Source organism: Paenibacillus sp. CAU 1782 (assembly GCF_054551715.1).
Window position 1 is genome coordinate 11,806 of the sequence record NZ_JBTOLL010000018.1, and the last position, 21,148, is coordinate 32,953.

16 protein-coding genes are annotated in these 21,148 nt (G+C 48.3%); 15 read left to right on the top strand and 1 reads right to left on the bottom strand.

The annotated features are described in order from the left end of the window. Positions 1–38: 38 nt before the first annotated feature. Positions 39–1,025 carry a tryptophan--tRNA ligase gene (gene trpS, locus ACX93W_RS23050; RefSeq protein ID WP_459394731.1) on the bottom strand — a complete coding sequence of 329 codons (987 nt, stop codon included), beginning with the start codon at positions 1,023–1,025 and terminating at the stop codon, positions 39–41. A gap of 669 nt (positions 1,026–1,694) precedes the next feature. Here trpS and ACX93W_RS23055 point away from each other — a divergent pair. The 15 genes from ACX93W_RS23055 (at position 1,695) to ACX93W_RS23125 (ending at position 21,130) form a co-directional block, all read left to right on the top strand. Then, the gene (locus ACX93W_RS23055; RefSeq protein WP_459394732.1) at positions 1,695–1,916 is read left to right on the top strand and encodes a hypothetical protein; all 222 of its coding nucleotides are present in this window, start codon (positions 1,695–1,697) and stop codon (positions 1,914–1,916) included. A gap of 375 nt (positions 1,917–2,291) precedes the next feature. Next, entirely contained in the window at positions 2,292–2,918 is a 627-nt protein-coding gene (locus ACX93W_RS23060; protein WP_459394733.1) for a hypothetical protein, read from the top strand. Next, entirely contained in the window at positions 2,918–3,259 is a 342-nt protein-coding gene (locus ACX93W_RS23065; RefSeq protein WP_459394734.1) for a hypothetical protein, read from the top strand. The genes ACX93W_RS23060 and ACX93W_RS23065 overlap by 1 nt, the downstream gene beginning before the upstream one ends. Positions 3,260–3,407: 148 nt before the next feature. Beyond that, positions 3,408–4,463, top strand: coding sequence for a hypothetical protein (locus tag ACX93W_RS23070; protein WP_459394735.1), 1,056 nt, complete (start codon positions 3,408–3,410; stop codon positions 4,461–4,463). A 166-nt stretch (positions 4,464–4,629) separates the two neighbouring features. Then, on the top strand, positions 4,630–5,094 hold the full coding sequence (locus tag ACX93W_RS23075; RefSeq protein WP_459394736.1) for a DNA polymerase III subunit gamma/tau: 465 nt from the start codon (positions 4,630–4,632) through the stop codon (positions 5,092–5,094). A gap of 101 nt (positions 5,095–5,195) precedes the next feature. Then, complete coding sequence (locus ACX93W_RS23080) at positions 5,196–5,420, top strand: hypothetical protein (protein ID WP_459394737.1); 225 nt, start codon at positions 5,196–5,198, stop codon at positions 5,418–5,420. A 59-nt stretch (positions 5,421–5,479) separates the two neighbouring features. Next, entirely contained in the window at positions 5,480–9,001 is a 3,522-nt protein-coding gene (locus ACX93W_RS23085; protein WP_459394738.1) for a hypothetical protein, read from the top strand. Between the two features lie 58 nt (positions 9,002–9,059). Beyond that, positions 9,060–9,680, top strand: coding sequence for an S-layer homology domain-containing protein (locus tag ACX93W_RS23090; RefSeq protein WP_459394739.1), 621 nt, complete (start codon positions 9,060–9,062; stop codon positions 9,678–9,680). 2 nt (positions 9,681–9,682) lie between these two features. Further along, positions 9,683–10,726, top strand: coding sequence for a hypothetical protein (locus ACX93W_RS23095; protein ID WP_459394740.1), 1,044 nt, complete (start codon positions 9,683–9,685; stop codon positions 10,724–10,726). Between the two features lie 15 nt (positions 10,727–10,741). Beyond that, on the top strand, positions 10,742–14,215 hold the full coding sequence (locus ACX93W_RS23100) for a peptidoglycan DD-metalloendopeptidase family protein (protein ID WP_459394741.1): 3,474 nt from the start codon (positions 10,742–10,744) through the stop codon (positions 14,213–14,215). Positions 14,216–14,313: 98 nt separating this feature from the next. Beyond that, complete coding sequence (locus ACX93W_RS23105) at positions 14,314–14,733, top strand: hypothetical protein (RefSeq protein ID WP_459394742.1); 420 nt, start codon at positions 14,314–14,316, stop codon at positions 14,731–14,733. A gap of 2 nt (positions 14,734–14,735) precedes the next feature. After that, positions 14,736–15,122: a Low copy number virion structural protein gene (locus ACX93W_RS23110; protein ID WP_459394803.1), complete on the top strand. Its 387-nt coding sequence runs from the start codon at positions 14,736–14,738 to the stop codon at positions 15,120–15,122. A gap of 14 nt (positions 15,123–15,136) precedes the next feature. Continuing rightward, complete coding sequence (locus ACX93W_RS23115) at positions 15,137–17,800, top strand: PKD domain-containing protein (RefSeq protein ID WP_459394743.1); 2,664 nt, start codon at positions 15,137–15,139, stop codon at positions 17,798–17,800. A gap of 44 nt (positions 17,801–17,844) precedes the next feature. Next, the gene (locus ACX93W_RS23120) at positions 17,845–19,263 is read left to right on the top strand and encodes a hypothetical protein (RefSeq protein WP_459394744.1); all 1,419 of its coding nucleotides are present in this window, start codon (positions 17,845–17,847) and stop codon (positions 19,261–19,263) included. Between the two features lie 52 nt (positions 19,264–19,315). Next, positions 19,316–21,130 (top strand): hypothetical protein, encoded by a 1,815-nt coding sequence (locus ACX93W_RS23125; protein WP_459394745.1) that lies wholly within the window; start codon positions 19,316–19,318, stop codon positions 21,128–21,130. Positions 21,131–21,148 lie beyond the last annotated feature (18 nt).

Consider the following 21,148-nt stretch of genomic DNA (forward strand, 5'->3'; position numbering starts at 1 on the left):
TTCTAGTTGTATATGATTTGCAGGATGGATACGTTTGTTTAAAACACCAGCAAACCCATCGCGTCTTTGGCTGCCCGCAGTGTTTTGTCGGCAGTTTCCGCAGCGCGGCGCGCGCCATCCTTGAGGATGTTGTCGAGTTCCTCCGAATGGATAATTTCGTTGTAGCGCTGCTGAATCGGCTCCAGCTTGGCGACAACGACTTCCGCCAGTTCTTTTTTGAAGGCGCCATAGCCTTGCCCCTCAAATCGTTTCTCTACCTCGGAAATGCTGAAATCGCCGAATACAGAGAAGATTTCGATCAAGTTGCTGACGGCAGGTTTGGCGTCCCAATCGTACCGTACGCTCATGTCGGAATCCGTCACCGCACGGGAGAACTTTTTGCGAATAACGCCGGGTTCATCCAGCAGCAGAACATAGCTGCTTTTGTTGGGGTTGCTTTTGCTCATTTTGCTGGAGGGATCGTCGAGCCCCATGACGCGCGCGCCTACCTCTTGAATGATTGGCTCCGGCACCGTAAAGACTTCACCGAAGCGGTTGTTGAAGCGTGTTGCAAGATCGCGGGTCAGCTCCAGATGCTGCTTCTGATCGTCTCCAACCGGAACGTGAGTCGTTTGGTAAAGCAGGATGTCGGAAGCCATCAGCGCGGGATATGTGAACAAAGCGGAGCTAACCGTGTCTTTGCCGTCGGATTTGTCCTTGAACTGAGTCATGCGGCTCAGTTCGCCGAAATGGGCCTGGGTTTCCATCATCCATCCCAGCTCGGCGTGAGCGGAGACGTGGGATTGCATAAAAATCGCATTTTTGACGGGATCGACGCCGGCCGCGATATAGAAAGCGGCAATCTGGCGGGAGCGCTCGCGCAGCTCTTTGGGATCTTGAGGTACTGTAATGGCATGCAGGTCCGGCACAAAAAAGTAGCACTCGCCTTCATTCTGCATCTGTACATACTGGCGCAGCGCCCCGATGTAACCGCCGATGTTCAAATCGCCGCTTGGTTTGATGCCTGACAACAATCGTTTAGTCATGTTTTTTTCCTCATTTCTATTGAATTGGGCAAGGAATGGCAAAGGTCAATTTCCTTATGCAACAAAAAAACGCTCCATCCCTCATTACAGGGACGAAGCGTTAACTCCGCGGTACCACCACTATTCGGCCATCCGGCCGCACTTATCCATGACGCAAACTAAGGCGTTAAGCCGTTCGCTAAACGAGGCTGCTCATCCTGAACAGGCATCGATAGAGGTTTGTTATCATGTCTCCCTAAAGATAACGGGGGGAGAATCCGTCAACGCCTACTGCCTCTAAGATTGTTCAAAAATCCACTTTCAATTACGCAACATGTCTGGCGACATGATCGGCATCGAATATGGCATTTTTTGAACACTAATTTTAATTAGAGGGTTCGGATTGAAGCTAAGAAATCCATTCACCAGGGACGCATGCGCCGGACCTTTCACCATTCGCCGGCTCGCTGGGTCACTACGTTTTCCCGGGCTACTTCTTTTCCTCATGGCCTTTGCTCTATAAAAAGCTGTAATTGAAAATTAGCATAGCGATAATCGGAGTGGAAGTCAAGTGAAGAAGATCCCTGTTATCATCTATTGACGATTCCAACTCTCTAATGGGGTGCCTTGGTACATGCAGAAGTTCGGACATGCCTAAATTGTCTTAGATTGAAGAATGAGGTGATTGAGGTGAAATGCTCATGTGGGCGGTTCATTGCGCCGCAGGTAAAAGCATTGGCGGTTATGTATGAATCGAAGGAGGAGCTGTGCGTTCATTGTCTGGCGGCGTTTCTAAACATTCCTTACCAAGAACTGGTCGACCGGTATGCCGGGATATACGAGTGCAGGCCTTGCCTTCGTGACCAAAAGCGGTCGGATATCCGGAGGAAGCTGTTGGGGGGAAGCGGGTAATTAAACCCTGGGAGCAGGAGGTGCGTGATGTGGATTTTATGTACAAATGTATCAAGTGTGAGTTCAGGTACGTGACAGAAAAGGCAAAAATCAACTTTAAAGCAGAAGGCTTGAAGGGAGAAGCCTTGCTATGTCTGCATTGTATTGGCGAACTGACGGGCAAAGTGATGAATCAACATGGTTTATTGGTCAGGGTGGAAGAACTTGGTAGCCCTAGCGAGCGATTGCAGACTTTACCCCGAACCTTAACGAATTGCAGGCCTTGCATGAAGAAAAGGAACTCGCGCTCGTGAATGAACAGCCGAACGGAGCTTTGAACAAAAATGGTGTCGCTGCACGAAAATGAGCAATGAACTTTATCGAGAGGTGACTAGGGTGAAAACAAATATGGGCCGATTGGTTGTATATGTGGGAGCGGCAGGAAGCCGGGAAAACAAGAAACTGACAGACCTTTACGAAAGGCTAATTTCGGTTGGCAATCAGCTGGCGGTATTTCAGCCGTTTGAAGAGGGGAAGAGCCTTGAGTTTGTCGAAGCCGAAGACGGCAGGAGAGTGCCGGCCATTGCCATCGATTATCTCGATGAAATTCTATTCATGGAGGAAGCACAATGCCTGCAAGCGATTCTGGTAAAGGATATCCACTTTTTTGATAAAGAGAGTAATGGTTTTAAAGTCCTTGAGGAACTTATGGGGAGAGGAACGGAGGTTTATGTGTTCGGCTTAAATAGAGAACCGGAAACCAACATGTACGGCCTTATGGGAGACATTATTGTCAATGCCGATGAAATCCATCAACTGCACACATTTTCTGTAGCTAACAGCAGAGAGGCGCGTAGTATCAAACCTTTGGCGAAGTCCTCTACTGGTGGCGGCAACCGACCCGGGAAGCTGGGTGCGTACACTTCATACTGCCGCTCTTACTTTAATATCTGGAGAAAAAGGCTGAAGCAGCTTCAGAACACGGTACAGATCACCGTAGTTAAGAGAGGGAGTGACCGCTGATGGCGGCAATCAAGGCGGCATTGTACAACAAACGGCCGCTTGCTGAAAACAAAGTTTTGGAAGTTAGGGTGGAAGATGTGGAAGCCTCCGAAGTAGTTGCAGAATTTGTCCAGCGGATATTCAGCTATAGTCAGCATATTTACAATGCCAAAGCTGACGACTCCATTCTAATCGTTGAGAACTTGGGTTACGGCGACATCTATGCAAGCGCGGAGGGCAATGCGGTAATCGGGGAAGAATCGCAGCGCATTTTATTTGGGGAGCAAAAGGCATTCAAAGGCGGAAGGTTGTTTCTGGCGTCGGCGAGCCAGCCGGTGGCAGCGATTATAGAGGTAAGATAACGGGGTAACGGATTCATTCACAATTATTCGCAAGCCCGTTAGAAGCGTTCCTCAACAACTTATATTGATAAAGAACCGATAAGCAAACGGTTAACCCGATGCCATCTGTCATTGGGAAAGACGAGAATGAAGAAGGAGGCTTTTTGGAATGGCAGCTAACAAAAATAAAAAGATGATTATTAAGGGTGCAGGCAAGTTTATGGCCAAAATCCCAAACTGCGACGAGCTTATTACCATTGGCACATTGAACAACATGCGGCTGGATATTCAATTGGATGTTCAGGATATTGAAGGCGGCGATAGCAGTGTCCCTCTGGACACACTGCTTCGCAAAAAAACGATCGACATTACGGCGGAAGCCGCAAAATTCGATCTGAATATGGTTCGCCTCGTGTTGGGCTCCAAGCTGCGCGAAGGCGTATCCGGCTCGACGTACAGTATGGTTACTGAAACAATCACCGTTCCTTCCACATCCCCGTACCAAGCCACTTTGAATCAAAAGCCAGTTATTGCCCCGGCGCCAAAAGTATATGAAGGGACAATCGGAGGCGCTGATTTGTCGGCTGATGTAACGTTTACCAACGATGTTGCCGTGTTTGATATGGCACTTGCCGGCAAAACGGTTGCCATTGTATATGGCGTATCGCTTGATGGCGTTGCGCATGATCCCGATGGTTTTGTGTGGGTTCTGGAGGAACGGCATACCGTTAAACAAAGCGGTGCGGTATTCACGGCAGATCTGGCCTACGGAGCATCTCTGAACAGTGATCCTCAAATCTCCGTCCGCACCCTCAAAGGCAACAAGCTGTTAAAGAAAACGGCAAATCCAGTTCCAACGGAAGATCAATACACCGTAAGCGGCGGAACGCTGAAATTCAACTCCGCCCTGAAGGACGTGGACGTTGTTGTCAACTACAAGCGTAACGAGGTTGTTGATATTTTGGATATTACGAACAAAGACGTGCCGCTGACCGTGCATGTTGTTCATGATGGGCAATTTGAGCAAAAAGACGGCACCATCCAAGGCTATCAGACGGAATTGTATCAATGCCGCGTCAAATCGAACTTCACGCTGGACGCGCAGCGTCAACAAGCATCTACGCATAGCGTCACATTGTCCGTCATTGATCCGGAACGCGCTGACGGCAAGCTCGGCTCGATCAAACGTTATGAAGCGGGTGTAAGCAACACCCTGGTTTGCTGATCTACACCATTACCGAGACTCCCCGATCAGGGGAGTCTTTTACATGGCGGTTGTTAAACTGTTCAGCCTGATACTTAGAATGTTCTATGAGTCGTCCACAGGGAAACCCTCGCCTTGAGGCACGGTTATTCGGAGATGACGGGGGAAAATCAAAGGGGGTATCGCGGTGAGTGATAGAGTAACATCGATTCCAAAAACGGATGGTCTTACAGAAGCGGCAGCTTATAAGTCTGCGGAACAGGTGACTGAAGGGGCGACTGAGGAAAAACCAAACCTGTTGACACAGGAGGATGCGGAAATGCGGGAAAAAGTCTTTTTTGAAGATGACGAGAAGGTGCGGCTGCGGGACGGGAAAACCTACTGTATTCCGCCGCTGGGACTTTTGGATGCCCGTAAGCTTATGAAGCAATTAAATTCGATTGACTCGGGAGTAATCATTGCCAACCTTATCCCCGATGATGAGGATGAAAATGACAGATTCGATGCATTAATGGACGTTTTGCTTATGGCGTTCAAACCCTACTACAAGCATATGACTGCCGATTATCTTGGGGAGTATATCGACCTTGAGACTGCAAAAGTAATCATCGACAGCATGATCGGGCTAAACGGGTTAAAAAAGTCCATGTAACGACTGAGCAAGAGGAAGAAGAATATGACAATAAGCCGCCAGTGGATTGGGCGAATATCTTCTTTAAGCTTTCACACTATTGCCATCTGGACAAATATGACGTGTGGAAGCTGACCCTCCCTCAGCTGGGTTACTATCTGGAGCAATGCAACGAACATATCCAATTTACGATTAAGGTTTCAACCCTGTCACTTGGCGGCCTTTTTGGAGAAAACGTGATCTCCGATGGAGTTGCTGGCAAAGAAGTTGAATCCTCTGATTCGCATGTGGATGGATACAAGGTAGCCGATGCAGACGATATGAATTTCCTGGCTCAACTATTATAACGACTCCTGTCTGCTCCGCTCGGAGGGGCGGGAGTTTATTTTATAAGGTGGTGAACATCGTGGATAACATCCGCGCTGATATCATTTCAGAGTTTAAAAGATCAGTAGAGAATATGGTGCGCCTCGGACGGGAGACGGGATCTCTTGTCAATCGCGTCAACTCCGTTCCGGGCAATGGAGAAGCCGATCCTAAGCTGAAACAGCATCTCATCAACCAAATAGACAGGATTAATTATGCACTAATTAACAAGCTTCGTGATGGGGTCGATAGTCAAATTCAATCCATCCTTCGAGACATCGAAGGTGACCGCCTTCAATCCCTTGATCGTAAATCTGACCGTCAAGGGAGGGGCAACAGTTACGCTGTACCCGAAGGAGGCAGCAATGACGTTCAATCGTCTTCTTCGGCCCAGAGGGGCGGAGTGGATCTGTCGGGTGCAATGACCAATACCTTCAGGCGCGTATTGACCGGAAGTCTGATTGATATACCCATGATGATGCAAGAAGCGATAGAAACCTTTAAGAATGTTCAAGCCGAGCAATTAAAAATGACCCAAAATCTGATAAAGAAGGATTCCTACAATAAGGATTCTGACGGCAATCCGCTAGCGGCTCCTGATATGGAGAAAGTGTCGAGTGCGATATCGGAAATCCAGTCGTTTATCGGACAGCAGGCATTATTCTACGGAACAGATTACAACGAGCTTTATCAGGTAGGCGGTATCGGCTCCGGCTTTCTGAGTGATGCGGCTGAAATAAAGAAGTTTCTCCAACTGACGGCTCAACTGCAAGCAATTGATCCCGGAAGCAGCTTACTTCCGATTGCCAAAGGCCTTGAAAGTATGCAGGGGCTGTTTGATCTGGGATTGGCAGACATCGATGAAAAGATTGTCAGACCGCTTGCAGCCGTATCGAAGCTGACCAATATCAGCATAGAGCAGTTGATCAATGCTATAAGTCAGTCAGACGTTTCAGTGACGGATTTTAAAGGTGCTCCTGAAAAAGCTATTGTGATGGCTGGAATGTCCATCCAAACAGGTAGCTCAGCAAGCGCCGCCGCTATGCACGAAGCTATAAACGCATTCGTTAAAGGTGGCGAAGCAAACGCCAATTCTGGAAAATCACAATATGATCAAATGATTCAAACATCTCTTCAAGGTCCTCTGGTAAGTTCCAATCGTGCAAAACAAAGCGTGACAATTTCTTTTGATTCGCTTCTGCAAGAATTAACTCCTTCCATTAATAAAGTGACCTACGCGCTTATGAACATGGCTGATAATGTTTCCGAAAATGCCCGTTTATTTGTATTACTGGGCGATATCTTATCTAACGCTATGATTGGCATGATGATGATGGAGGGGATCAAGTGGGGGGGCGGAAAAGCCGGGAATGATATCCGGTCAAATAGGGGCACGGTTAATCAACAGGTATCTGATAATCATAGAGTTTCTGGATATGCTGCATTGTCGGACAAGCTTGATGGGATAACTGAAAGGGAATTTAGAGGGGGTCAAAATCATCTGATGAGACGCCTGCTTAGCGGCGTACCTCTTGGCAACTATGCCCAGTCACTTTACGGCCCAATGAATGAACCCCAGAATGGCCAAGGTCAAGCCACAGAGTCGTCGCAACAGGACTCTTCTGTATTCAAAGAGTTGTCCAAAACGGTGAGTAGCATGAAAGCCGAAGTATCCCAAAAAGAAGGCACTCAAAGTGGAGCAGGCGACATTTTTAAAAGTATTGCAGAGTTAGGCAAAGGGACAAAGGGGTCTATTCAGGGAATGGCTATAGGACTGGCTATAGAGCTTGGGTTAAAGGCCCTGGAGGCTATAACGGCTCCACTGATTGCCGAAGCACAAAAAACAATAGCCTGGGAGACCAAATCCACCGAGTCTCAACGCCAATGGGCAGTAGCGGACAAGCTTGATAAGGATAACTTATCCATTGCCAATTCACTGAGAACGAATACGGAAAAAGGAGGGTTAGCTGCCGGTATAGATTACTTAAGATTGGCAACCGGATTTGTTTTGAACGGGATTAATAAAGGTCTTGACAGTGATCCGACGCATACGGATTTAATCGATCAATATGCAGCTGAAATAGGGATTTCGCAAATGTACAGGGCGAGGGGCGCGAATATACCTTCGATTAAACATCTTGGCGAGTATCTTAAAAACAACAACATCCCTTACGAGCAAGCTGTTCAGGAATGGTCAAGAGAATCGGGCCGCCATCAAGGAATTCAAGATATGCGGCAAGAGGCTTTGAGCAGGCAATACGAAGAGTCTCGGCTTGCATATGCCGATGAAGAAAGGCTGGAAAAAACAGCCCAGGAAAATTACGAGAAAAAGTATCAGGAAGGAGAAATCAAATATCCTTCGTTTAGTTCCGAGGCTGTCACGGCTCGAGTTGCGGACAAAGTGAAAGAGGTCAAGGACAACAATCAGCTTGCAACGCTTCGCGCCCTTTTGGGGGGGATGAGGACGGATTCCAGCGAGTATATTGAAATGCGTAAAAAACAAACAACATCCATTCGTCAGGTAATGGATGATGAGTTAGCCATTATCGACAGATATATTGCTAATGCAAAAGACATTATGTTGCGAGCCACACCCGGTTCACAAGAATATATTAATGCACAAAACACCGTAAAAAATCTGACTTCCAATCGAGAAGCTGTCGTAACGCAAGGAGAGGCCAGCATTCTCCGGGACGAGTTGAGCAGCCGTCAGGAAACGTACCAGAATCAGATGAAAAGAGTAAACCAGAGTTTGTCCAAAGTGGACCTCATGGCTCAAGCGAAGGAACTGGCGGCGGCCTACCGAATGGACACAGAGTCCAGAGGCTTCCTCGAAACCATGAAAAAAATTGCTCTTGGCAAAGTTGCTTCTATGAAGGCTGAACTAAACAATTTAAAGGCCATTGAAGCGATCGGAGATCTCTCCGAGGATCAGGCCCTGCAAGTTTTGCAGTTGCAGAACAGTATTGCCAGCGAGCAGGCCAAAGTGAAGGAGTACAATCTGGCAGCCATCGGAATGGGGTCCACAAGGATTCAAGAGAATAGCTCTGACAGAGAGAATGATCTCCTGGCCCTTAGACTTCGATCCGGAAATCCAGATGATTCATCGCCTATTATGCGCAATAGGAGGATTGCAAACGCCAAAGCTGAAGTATCCGAAATTGCCCAAGTAATCAAGGAGCTGCAGGCAACACTGCCTACGGCCGGGGCAGAAGAAACCACCAGAATTAATTCGGAAATTCGCAATTTGCAAAAGCAATCGCTGCAAGCCCAGTTAGGAATTTTGGATGAAATGAAAAATTCGGCCGGGACGTTCAATTTGCCTGAAGGGGTTAAAGCGATGAGCCGATACGAGTACCTGACGCAAGGAAACACGCATAATACAACCACAATAGGGACGGGCGATGTTACGGTGAATATCACGCTGCCTAATGTCACCAACGGCATGACAGCCAGTCAGCTACAGCAGGTCGGACAATCCATTGGACAGGGTTTATCGGTGGGCCGTGTAGGAGGGCTTCGCAGCCAACAAGCCATGAACCCTCACAACTACCGGAGTTAGGGATTCGGCTCCCCGCCTTATAATGAGACGGGGAGTATTTTTATAGGGAGGCAGGACGATGACACAACAAAATCCGCTTTTGTCGGAGGACTCGGTATATAAGAAAAAATTATTCTACGATAACGGTATCCGGTTCACAGAAGTTAAGGCAAGGCTGATCCGGGAGTACAAGCCGCCTACGCCTGTTCTCAAAACGCAGGTTAACCAGACATTGGCTGCATCTGCAGGGCTTGTTCAGAATGGCACTTCTCATTATATGGCTACGCTCACCCTCTTGTTTTACTCCAAAAAAGAGTATGCCGAATGGCTGCAATACATTGGCTCCCAGCACAAATATTACGATGAAAAAGGCACAATTTATACGGGTATTGTATCCGGCGAACCCGACGTCCAGACGGCGGAGATGGAAACGAAATATCTTGTCACTATTGGCATGAACCTCGTCCGAAAACAAGAATTTGAGTACCGGTATACGACGGAGTTTATTGACACGGACGCTCATTGGGCAAAAGCGCATATTGAAGATATGCAGAAAAGAGGCCTTGTCGCCACAAATTGGGAGGGCGACGGGGAGAGTGTGGCTTATTTTAGACCGGATGAGGCTGCAACCCGTGCGGAGACGATTACTTTTTTAATGAGAACCTACAGGTATGCAAACAAACTGCTGAGGGGGTACTGATTGTGAAACGATGGATTGATGTCGATCCTCTGGATTGGTATTACCGGGATACGCTTGAAGCGACGCGCCTGAAAACCGATGGGAGCGCAGACTTCGATGTCATTAACGGGATGACCTACAATGTGTTCAAGCCGGGATATGGCAGAGTGATTAAGAGATTCGTCACCGTGAGCGGGCAAAAGGAGTTTTTGGTCCCCGATTATACTTATCATAGCAGCAATCCGATGTTTGTTATGGTGAACGGGATAGAGATTTTGCCTGAAAAAGTTGAAGATGGCAAAGTGACAATGACTAACCCGTTGTCGGAAGGCATAGAGGTTGTATGCGTTTCCTATGGCATTCCAGACCGAAAGGATATCGGATGCGTGAATGCGCCCTATAACGGAACAGGAAACTACAGGCTGCCGCATGCCACTCTGAAGCACAAAACGGCCTATAAATTTAGTCTGGGCAACCCTCCGGAGACCTGCACGGTTCTTGGCGTAAAGTTAAAGCGCATGATCGTCGACGTCAAGGCGGGAGCCGATGCGGCGATTGTCATCAGGGATGCTGTTGGTTTTAAAAGAGACAAATTTGTCATTCATAACGGAGAGGTTTATCTTCCCTATCTATATAACGGATTTCCCGCTGTAATCAGTTATAACGCTATTATCGGAGGAAGAAATCGGCACACAACCGAAACCGTCATCGTTGAGTCCGGCAGCGTAACTTATAACGACCGTTTTTTTGGGGATGTTCGAATTCGCCGCGGCGATTTCTTTGGCCTGCTTAGCCGAATATGGATGAATCTTCATAACCGTTATACGGATAAACCCTTTGCCTATAAGACAACCGCAAGCCGCTATATTAAGGATAAGGCGGCGATAGAAGCGCAATGGTACAAGAATGATGTTCTTACGCTGCTCGAGGAGAAATATGGCGACGGTAACTATGTGTTTCCCCTTTACGCGGATGATTCGTTCGAGCCGGAGTCCTGTATCACGCGGGCGGAGTGCGTTGTATTCCTGAACAGATTCATTGAGTGGATTACGGAGAAATACAGATAAGGCAGGTGATCTGATATGGCTTATGTATCAAACGCAAACGATCCCTCGGGTCGGCTCCTTCAAGGAATAATGGAACGTGTGAATGCGTTGGGCAATGAGCCCAAAGTGATAGTTGAACTAGATAAAATGTCGTACGTAAGGGGCTTCCGTAAAAAATACGACGCTGTTCAGTACGTCTACGATAGTGTAGTGAGCGACCTCTTGTCTATCGATGATGTCGAGAAGCTGACGGATTATGTGGATGGAACGTATATTGCTGCGCCTACCGGTCTTCGCAATGCGGAGATGTCGATGCCGATCAGATCCAGTTCTACAATGAACGGTAAAAAGAATGATCAGCTTCATATCGAAGGCATGAGAATTACGGATTGGCATGATTCGGATCCCAGATGCTCCCGCAAGAAGCATGCCGGCATTGATCTGGACCTTGCCATGAACGACCCGGTATACGCGGTATGGGCCGGGACGGTAACCTATGCTCAGTCCAACGGAAGTTACGGGAAGGTGGTATATGTAGATCACGGAAACGGCTGGCAGACTCGTTATGCGCATCTTAACCGGATTGCAGTCAGTAAAGGAGAGCGGATCGTTGCGGGGGGGCTGCTTGGTGCCGGAGGCAATAGCGGGAGGTCGATTTCCCGAGGCGGCGGGGATGGCACGCATCTCCACTTTGAGGTCAGGTTGAATGGCAGTGATCTGAACCCGGAGCCGTTTTTGCGAGGCCGAAAAAGCATTCAGGTACCGAGTAAAACAGCTGGCGGGAGTATAGTCAGTGATGGCGGCGGGATAGCGCTTGAAGCTGCAGGCGGTTATGTTTCCTATAACATGGAAGCTACGGCTTACATCGCTGGATGCCCGGGATGCAGCGGTATTACGGCCGGAGGAACAAATGTGAAGACATGGAACGACTGGAGGATCATTGCGGTAGACCCTTCCATTATCCCCCTCAAAAGCAAGGTTGAGCTCATTGTGGACGGTGTTAGCTGGGGAGAATATTTGGCCGATGATAAGGGCGGGGACATTAAGGGCAGACGAATTGATATTCTAATGGAAAATAATAAAAAAGCGCTTGAGTTTGGCAGACGTCAGGTTGAGATACGGGTTAAGTCTTGGGGCGACGGTAAGACGCGTACAGCGGACTCTTCAGGAGACACCGCAATTGATAAGGAAATCATAACATACAAGTACAACAAAACGACGGCCAAGCAAACTTACTTTAAGGATTTTTCCTCGAAAAAAACAACGATTGACACTACGAAGTTTACGGCTCAGACGGGTGTCGAGCAATACCTTGTTATCGATGACAAGAAGCAGGTCAACGTTTTTGGATTTAACGGGACAGCAGGAGCGGGCCAAGTCAAGTCCTTGGTATTTGAGCATGACTGGTTTAAGCCGGGAAATCTGGGCTGGGCCTATTATGCCGATCTTGGGATGGACGATGTTGTTATTGTGAAGGTCAATGATTATGAACTGGCCAGAATCAGCGGCCTCGACGCAAAACATGGTATGGCGTATCCCCCCTCACTCCCTATGCCGAAAGGCCGCAACAAAGTGGAAATTACCTTTGCCAACTCCTCCAATTCTTCCGTCGGCAAGTTTGGCCTTCTATGGCTGAAGGCAAAGGAATTTGATGTTGAGACCGTTGAAACCAGGCAGCTATGGGACTTTGAAGACAATATGAGCAGCGCAAACAGATGGACTCCCTATGGGACCGTGGTTCAAAAGGATAAGGGGGACTACCAAGAAATTTCTACTGTTGGCGGAGAAGCGGGCATAGAGCGTCTGGGCAAAATTAAAAAGTTCCCTTTTACAATCAACTTCAGTTTAAAGGTCTCTGAGGGAACAAACGGCAAACTGGTCATTGGCGACGGCAAGAGGGGATTTCTGCTCAATATCAAGGATGATGAGGTCTACACATCCGGCGGCGGCAGCTATCTGATCCGCAACGTTGATGATTTTGTGGAATACACAGTTGTTTGCCATGATGAAACCGACATTGATGTATATGCAAAGGTTGGCGGGGCTTGGGTAAATACGGGTATTCGCGGAGCGAGTTTTCACTACCCTTATACAAGCCGTATTTTGTTCGCGGTGACAGCAGGGACGATTTTCTTGGATAGCGTTAACTATGCAAGCAGGGATTACGCCGTGGAGCAATTCGCCACTCATATCGCTGACAATTACAAAGAAAAGTGGTATGAGGTCGGGGAGTTTGTGTATGAGGATATGTATACCATTGATAGGGATGTGCTGAACTGGGAGGTCAGCAACCATCTAGACTCGTCATCCGCAACGGCGCGTATTACCATTGATAATTCGTCCGGCATCTATTCTCCGACTTGGGAGCGAAAGCCGGAGTTTCCCGACTCTTTCGGGGTCAATCGGTCTCCGCTGTCCTACTACGAGGAGGGCGAACTGCGCCACGTGATTAGCGAATATACGCCAATCCGGATTTATGCAGGGTACGGGGAGGAGGTTGTCCGTATTTTCACCGGAATGATAAAAGGGGAAATCACGGAAAACTCCAGCGAGGGAACGATCTCCTTCAGCTGCGTGGACAGGTTCGACATGCTCGAGGAATTTGTTTTTTACAAGCCTATGCATTATCCTCCCGCTGATTCGTATGCCGGTGACGCCGGTGCATTTTCGTGGATTAAATCCAGTATTGTGGAGGATATTGTGGTGGCTTCGGGCCTGTCAACATGGAAGGTGCATGCGGAGGATCTTGCCAATCCCGACTATGTGATCGAGGATGCCGTGTATACGGATGTTAATAAGGGGCAAAACACGTTTATGAAGTTCAACGAAGAGACTGGTGAGCTGGAAGCCGTCAGCCAAGCGAGCATTATGGAGGTAGGCGGCTGGCAGAATCCGTTTGTTGCCAATGTAACTTTCCCGCTGGGAACGCGCGCATCGGACGCCATCCAGTCTTTGATTAACGATATTCCATACAGAGTGTATTGTGACAGGTACGGCACTTTCCGAATGGAAAAAATGAATTTTTTGGATGCTCCCGACTGGTCCATGGTGGCAGGCATGAAATGGGAATTCATGGACAGCGAAAATGTGTTGGAGGTAACTTCTTCAACCGATTATTCAAGGGTCAGAAATCATTTGGTTATATCAGGGACTTCGGGTTTGGCAGAGCACTTTTTTGACAGATCGCTGATTATGGCCACGAAAGGGAATATACGGACGGCTGGCGCCCAGCTAAACTGGATTGAAGAAAAGGACGGTTCTTCGATGCGCGGCCTGAAGCAGGATATTGCCAACAAAATTTTCTTCGATTACAAGCGCCAGGCTAGAACCAAAAATGTTGTGGTAAAGGGCAATCCTTTAATTGAGCTGTTGGATTCGGTCTATGTGTTTGACGCAAAAACCTTTACGGCCAATTATTATCTTGTCAAAGGGAACAGAATCGTCGGTAACCATCAAGGTATCCTTAATTATCTGGAATTAACTTGGCAAACCCTATCGACTGCAGGGTAGGGCGTGCTGGGGAACGGAAATGGCAGGAACAGTTACGTCAATGACGCTAATTGTTTCCTGCCTTTTCTTATAATGCTGGAGAAGGCGAGGTGAATTGCATGGACAACCGAAATTTTGTCAACTCCAATGAAATATACCCCATTCTGGATTTGGTACGCAGAGAAATGCAAAAAGCGGGTTTGTACACCGGCAGCCAGGATACAGTTAGTCTGGCCAATACACCAGCAGAGGCAAATGTGATCAATGTCGAGGTCCGTAGAGAACTGGCCGGCCATGAAACGCTGGTCACCTCTTTCATCTATACCTACGACAATGGAATGTTGGAGGTTTTGACGTTAAACCGGGACGAGCAGAACCTCGTCGACGGTTTCCTGATTGAATTGACCCCTCCGCCGCGGATTAATACCGAGCTGGAGGAGGAGACGGATATCGCATCTTTTAGATCGGTAAGAGGGACTATTATCAGAGAGAATGGATTATTCAAAAATTTGGTGCTCGACTACGTTAGGACGGTGTAATGATGTCGAATGCGGCTAACTTTGCAAGCTACTTGGTGGGGGGCAGGCTGGACCCGCCCTTTATGCCCACCAAAACCGCGCCTTTTATTGAAGGGATAATGATTGAATCCTTAACGGCCGGTAAAGCTGAACACAGGTTAAACATTGAAGAAGATTGCGAGCTTTTATCTGTGGCAGTCGGGGTTTCCTTCTATGAGGCGCGCGACTATTGGAATTTGTATGTAGGTGACAAGCTTGTATGCAAAAACATCTACACGAAGGATTTGCCGGAAGGAATGTACCTGACGGCCATTATCCCGTGCAAAAAAGGGACGCAGCTTCATTTTGAGTTTTTCAACGAAGGCGGAAAACCGAAGTATGTATGGGCCAACTATCAGACTCTTAAATAGAAGGGGGTGAAACTATGGAGGATAACTCCTATCAGCCGACGCCTTGGCTGGAAACCATGCTTAACGAGGAGCATTTGCTGGAGGGGCTGGCCGGATTTTTTATCCATAATGGTTGGACGAAAGTCGCCGAGTTTACCAAGGTGGCTTATCATAACAAGCTGACAAAACCGGCCGTCAGGAGGTTCTATCTGCCGCTGGCCAATCCGGAGATCGACATACCAAAAGCGTTGAACGATGATTTCTACATCTATTTGGACGGTGAAATTGCGCCAACTTCGTATTACACGCAAGTCAGGAATGCGGATGGCACGACCACAATCACTTTTGAATCCGGCGTGTCCGGCCAAGTTGCTATCTATTATAGCGCGATTCAGGCTGACGAAACATTTGATTTTCATGTGGCCAAGCACATCATTGTAAAAAATATTTCAGGTCATATCTTCGGTATGGCGATGGCGGCCAAAGTATCGGAGAGAGTAGGGGCTACGGGATGCAAAGTCCCTTTTGCAATCTATCGGGAAGATTCCCGATACGGGACCAATATGGCCCCACAGGATAGCGGAATGTTCTCATGGGCGATTCAGAAAGCAGCGGCTGACAACTTGTACGAGCGTCATACCATTTATTTTTATCAGCTTGAGAAATGGATAGGAAATGGCATTCAACTCGTAGGTTGGGATAATACAGCCGAGTTAAAACGTCTATCGCTGGATGTGGAAGTACAGACAAGTATGTGGGAGCTGGACGAATACACCAGTGCCCTGCAATCCAGACTGACAGAAAAGTTCCCGCAAATCTTTCAATCTCCCATCGTTTCTGCGTGTACGCGCATTCCGCAGCTGGAGCATATTGAGAAGTTTGCCGGAATCGACGTGAAGTATAGCAACTGGTGGAATGACAGTAAGGTGCAGGTCAAAGGGTTTATCGACGGCAAATCGGCGATGTTGATTATCTGCGCTGATACTGCTCCCATATGGGACTCCAATGCCGTTCCTGCTATTCCTCTGTACATGGGAGACTTTGATGCCGTCTCTGCACCGGATGAAACCGTCAGAAGGGATGTCACTTTTGACTTTACGGGAAGGACTACAAAAGCTTCTACGATCATTTCAAATAAGCCAATGATTAATGAGGGATCTTTTCTTAACGTATGGCTGATGGGCGACACGGCAGGCAGCTCGCCGGAGAATCAAATTGTATTAAAAATCGCAGGCCAGGAGATTGGCAGATTCAGCACTGCATCATCCGCGAAGCCAACAGGCAGCAGAGATGACGCGCAATATATTGGTCAATTTCCCTTGACGGATATACAAGGCAAAAACTCGGTTACTATCGAAGCTGTCAGCGGCGATTCTGTTAACGGGTACGCGCCGGTTGCCGCGCGAATGTGGGTGGAAGTCCACATTCAGACGAACAAGGATACCGCTGGCGAACCCGCAGCTTTATTCGCTGGCACTGCATTCAATAGAAATGGAGCGGATCTTGTTCAAGCCTTAAAAAGATCGGCAGAGTTTGACTATGACGATGTGTCTATTCGGCAGGAGACGCTGTTCCCGATTATGAAGGATTACCCGCATTATCCGAGCAATGGAGTAGACTCTGTTATGGTTAAGCGGAATAAATACGGCTCGAGGTATCAGGCGCATTATTTGTCCTGGAATACCCCGCCCAATGCCATGCCGCCGGACAGGGAGGATTCTGGAGGGCGCAAGCATCCCCGGGCTTGGAAAAATTTCTTGAACAAGCAGCATAACTATCAATTTAATCCATCGCGATACAGCGGCAAGGCTCATTCCTCCCGAGCACTGGTGATCCATCCTGAAGACGGCACCTTCGGTACGCTCCGCAACGTTATTTTGACCTCCCCTTTAACTATAATGAATGGCGACGAGCTAAAAGCAGTCAAAAACTACTGCGATGCTGAAAACAAGTATGAAGTTTATTCCTACTATTTGGTGGAAGGGATATCTCCGCTTACGAAGAGGCCGTCTACGGCATATCGTCCGGCAGCAATCGCCATTCTAAAAGCTGGTTACACGCTCCCGGCAATTCCGCCGGCTCCTCCCGAGCCGCCGCCGCTGGTTGTGTACATTAATCCGGCAGGTTCTGTAATCGAGGAGGATAACACCATCTTATTCACCTCAACGTACAGCCGGCATTCACCCATCACTAATTACAAGTGGGAGGTTGAAAACAGTGTCAATAAGGGCAGCTACGATGTAGACAAAGCCGCTTATACGTTCAAAAACACGGGGACGTATAGGGTGAAGTTTACGGTTTGGAATGAGTTGGGACAGACAGGAACCTCCACTGCCATCGTCACGGTTACAGCCAAGCCCGTACCTCCGCCGCCGCCTCCACCGCCACCGCCACCCAATACGCTGCAATGCGGCTTGGCCAATAATTCAGGGGGCGGCGCCCGTACCGAAAAAGATCATGAAATGGGGAATAAGGCGGGGAATGTTGTGATTACCTACGATATGTACGGCGTTGCTGATCAGATGGATGTTTATTATCAGGGACAGCTTCTGGCGAGTACAAACGGAGAGGTTCAGAACAAGGGCTCTCTAAGGTTTCATTATAGCCCCGTCGGCGGCGTGACCCAGATTAAAGTAATTATGTCTTCCAGCGCGGGAGCCGGAACGTCGTGGCAATACTTGGTTAACTGTCCCGTCTAGGGCGGGGAAGCCCGAAAATAATCCTAAAAGGGGTGCACGAAAAAATGGCATTTATCGATACGACACCCGCTTCATTCAGCCCGAAGGTGAATGAAGCGGATCTGCAAGGAAGATTAGGTCAATTGCTGGCAACGCAGAATTGGACTGTAGCCGCCAATGTCAAAAAAGTTGTTTATGACGCCAGGTGGACTAAGCCAAGCGCGGTAAACGTAAATACATCGGTTGTCCGCAACACAGTGGCAGAGCACTTTATTTACAAAAATGCAGAAGGCAAAATGTTCGGCGTTGCCATCGTGGGCACATGGGAAATGACAATTGGCGCGATGCGGGCTATCAATAAAGATCCTAAAGTCATTACTGCCCAGGAATTTGCGGATTGGGCGACCAACGAGTTCAGAAGCTATCGCGCGCCGCACACTCTCTATATGTACATGATTGAGCAGACCTCCGGCTTGGTGGAAAATAACCCCGATATCGTGCTCATGTGGGAAGGCAGCGAAGCGGATGCTCAGCTTAGGGCGGCTTTGGATATTGAGGTTGAAAAGGCCGAGTGGAAAACCGACGCGCAACCTACTGGCGTATATACCGTTACACTAGCCCATCTAGATCGCATGCAGTCTCCAATCATGACGGCAGGACTGCGGACAAGGCTGCTGGATAACTACTATTCGTCAGGTTTGTCCGCTCCGGCTCAGTTTACCAACTGGTGGTATGACTCGGAGTTGTCTATCAAAGGGCATATGACTCCAACTAACCTGTTCCTCATCATTCAGGCAGATAATGTGCCGGCGCCCGAAGGCAATCTGGTTCCCTCGATTCCTCTTTATTTTGGTAAAATTGATCCCATTGAGGAAGGCGATGAAGCCTATGCGATGTTTGTTGGCTCTGTTCCGCCGGGGACATCTCTTTCATCTATCGAAAACTACGATTTCGATAATACAACCAGGCTTCCAAGCATCCTTCCATTATTGAAGAGTTATCCTAAATATCCCGCAAATGGATTAGATAGCGTCATGATGAGCCGTTCCAAGCTCGGCTCCCGTTACCAGGCGTATTACTTGTCGTGGAATGCCCCTGCCAATGCCATTCCGCCAGAGCGCAGCAAAAACGGAAAGGACTATCCGAGAGCTTGGAACGGGGCTGAAAATCCCTTGTACAAATATTCCTTCAACCCTTCCCGATACAGCCAAAAGGTGCACACCTCCAAGGTTTATTTAATCCATCCGGAGGAGGGCGTGCGTGGATCGCTTAAGGATACCATTGCGCTTTCCGCGTTGTCGTTCAACGCCAATAAACTGCGGGTTCGCAAGGAGCTATGTCCGAATGAATATGATGTATTTCGTTATTTCTTGGTTGAGGGTATTTCGCCATTCACCAAAAAGCCAGGCACTCAATACCGGCCGGCGGGAATCGGATTGTACGTAAATACTGTGGATGAGGAAGGTATTGAAATTACGCCGTAAAACCGTGCCGCCTGCGGGGTGGCGGTTAATCTAAACATGAGGTGATTTGTAAATGTGGTTTGATAAAGACTCCAATATTCAAGAGCTGCCGCTGGAACTTGAAAAATTGTTCAACCAGAATGGCTGGAATACATTCATTAAATACCGTTCCGTATTCAAAAACACAAAATTTGCGGATGTCCGTCTTTTCCGTTCAACGGGTAGCGACGGACAGGTTAGAAACTTTGGCATGGTTTATGGATACGGCACCAAAGCCAGCGCAAATCTGGGCGAAGCCGATTTCATTTCCCAGAACTCCGTCCTTGGCCAGCTTGTAGCGGTCGAAGGGTCCAATACGCGCTTGCAGTTCAAGGTGTTTCCTGTCAAAGCGGACAGCGTTATTTTGTATAAAAACGGCACAATCGTGCCTGAATCGGACTATACAATCGATGAGTATAAAGGCCAAATTCTCATGGGGGCGCCGATTGGGCCTGCCGATAAATGCACGGCATCTTATGAGCCTTCCCAAATCGCCCCGCGCCCTCCCAAAAGAATGTATTTCTTTACGTTTGATGATGTAAGGGGCGAGAAAATTGTACAGGGTATGAGCGGTGCGGTATACATTGGAGATCCGGACTCCATTATGCCGGATGGCGACGGAACGAGGAAAACGTTCCCGATTCCAACCACTGCTACCATTAAGGAAGGCACATTAAGCTTGTATATCAACAAGGTGCAGGCAGCGGAAGGCACCTACACGGTGGACTATTCGACGAATACCGTAACAGTTACTGGGAACGCTCCACTGGCCGGCTCGGAATTAAACGTTTCGTATATTAAAGTGCTGAACGCGACAGGCGCGGGGACGCTGGATTATGGCGATATTTCTGTGAAATCCTTTGATCCCGATGATGGCACGGCGTTGTTGAATGCAGCATATACATCGCTTTATTATCTGTATCCTTCCCTGCCAACGGCCATTTCCTTTACTCCGCTTGATGATTTTTCCCGCGGTTGGCAGCGAGATTCCACCATGTATTTTTGGGGGAACATTACAAAAGATCGGATTGTGCTTTTCCTGCGTCCGGACCCAACGCCGGGCCCGGAGAATACCTACTACGCGCCGCTCTATATCGGTCGACTGACGACGCTGGGCAAAGAGCCGCGTAAAAACAATCTCATCATGTCGGGTTGCCGGGTAAAGGATGAGATTAAGTGGAAAGCCGATATGAAGCTTGGGGCTACCTATGTCGATTACGGCAACAATACCTCAAACGGCAATAGCTCGGTGCAGCTTCAGCAATCCATTGGCGGCACCTATTACCAAAGCCATTACCTTGCGTTTATTTCGCATGACAAGCAGGTTGACGCTGGCGAAGCCAGATTTAACCCTTCCGTATACAGTGGCAAGTACCATATTTCACCGATGTACATTGTGCATCCCAATGACGGCTTTGTAGGGAAGCTGGATGAGTGTTATGCCGTACATCCCAAAAATATTTCCCAGCTCGACGAGCTGGAGGTGGTCGAGACCTCCGAGTACGAGGATCTGGGCAAAGGCGACGGAGTAAAAGACATTTTCCATCTATCCCACCGGCCTTCCATCATGGATGACGGTACCCCATTTAGTCTGAGGGTAATGGTAAGCTGCATTCAGATGGAGTATGGCGCTGACTATACCATCGACCTTGAAACAAAAGCCATAACGTTTGCAGCTGGAAAAATTCCAGCGGAGGGCGATGAAGTTATCGCCACCTATGACTACAAACAGCTCTATCGTTATACGCTGGCCGACACGCCTGTCAGCCCGCTGACATTAGCTAATATGTCACCTTTTGCGCCAATCGGACTGGGCATCCTCAAAGAAACGTTGCTCAAAAATCAGTAAAAACGGGGCGAATTTAAT

Excerpts from the sequence above, each read along its gene's own strand:
- trpS (WP_459394731.1), bottom strand. The coding sequence starts at position 1,025 with ATGACTAAACGATTGTTGTCAGGCATCAAACCAAGCGGCGATTTGAAC.
- ACX93W_RS23065 (WP_459394734.1), top strand. The coding sequence starts at position 2,918 with ATGGCGGCAATCAAGGCGGCATTGTACAACAAACGGCCGCTTGCTGAA.
- ACX93W_RS23070 (WP_459394735.1), top strand. The coding sequence starts at position 3,408 with ATGGCAGCTAACAAAAATAAAAAGATGATTATTAAGGGTGCAGGCAAG.
- ACX93W_RS23090 (WP_459394739.1), top strand. The coding sequence starts at position 9,060 with ATGACACAACAAAATCCGCTTTTGTCGGAGGACTCGGTATATAAGAAA.
- ACX93W_RS23100 (WP_459394741.1), top strand. The coding sequence starts at position 10,742 with ATGGCTTATGTATCAAACGCAAACGATCCCTCGGGTCGGCTCCTTCAA.
- ACX93W_RS23105 (WP_459394742.1), top strand. The coding sequence starts at position 14,314 with ATGGACAACCGAAATTTTGTCAACTCCAATGAAATATACCCCATTCTG.
- ACX93W_RS23110 (WP_459394803.1), top strand. The coding sequence starts at position 14,736 with ATGTCGAATGCGGCTAACTTTGCAAGCTACTTGGTGGGGGGCAGGCTG.
- ACX93W_RS23115 (WP_459394743.1), top strand. The coding sequence starts at position 15,137 with ATGGAGGATAACTCCTATCAGCCGACGCCTTGGCTGGAAACCATGCTT.
- ACX93W_RS23120 (WP_459394744.1), top strand. The coding sequence starts at position 17,845 with ATGGCATTTATCGATACGACACCCGCTTCATTCAGCCCGAAGGTGAAT.
- ACX93W_RS23125 (WP_459394745.1), top strand. The coding sequence starts at position 19,316 with ATGTGGTTTGATAAAGACTCCAATATTCAAGAGCTGCCGCTGGAACTT.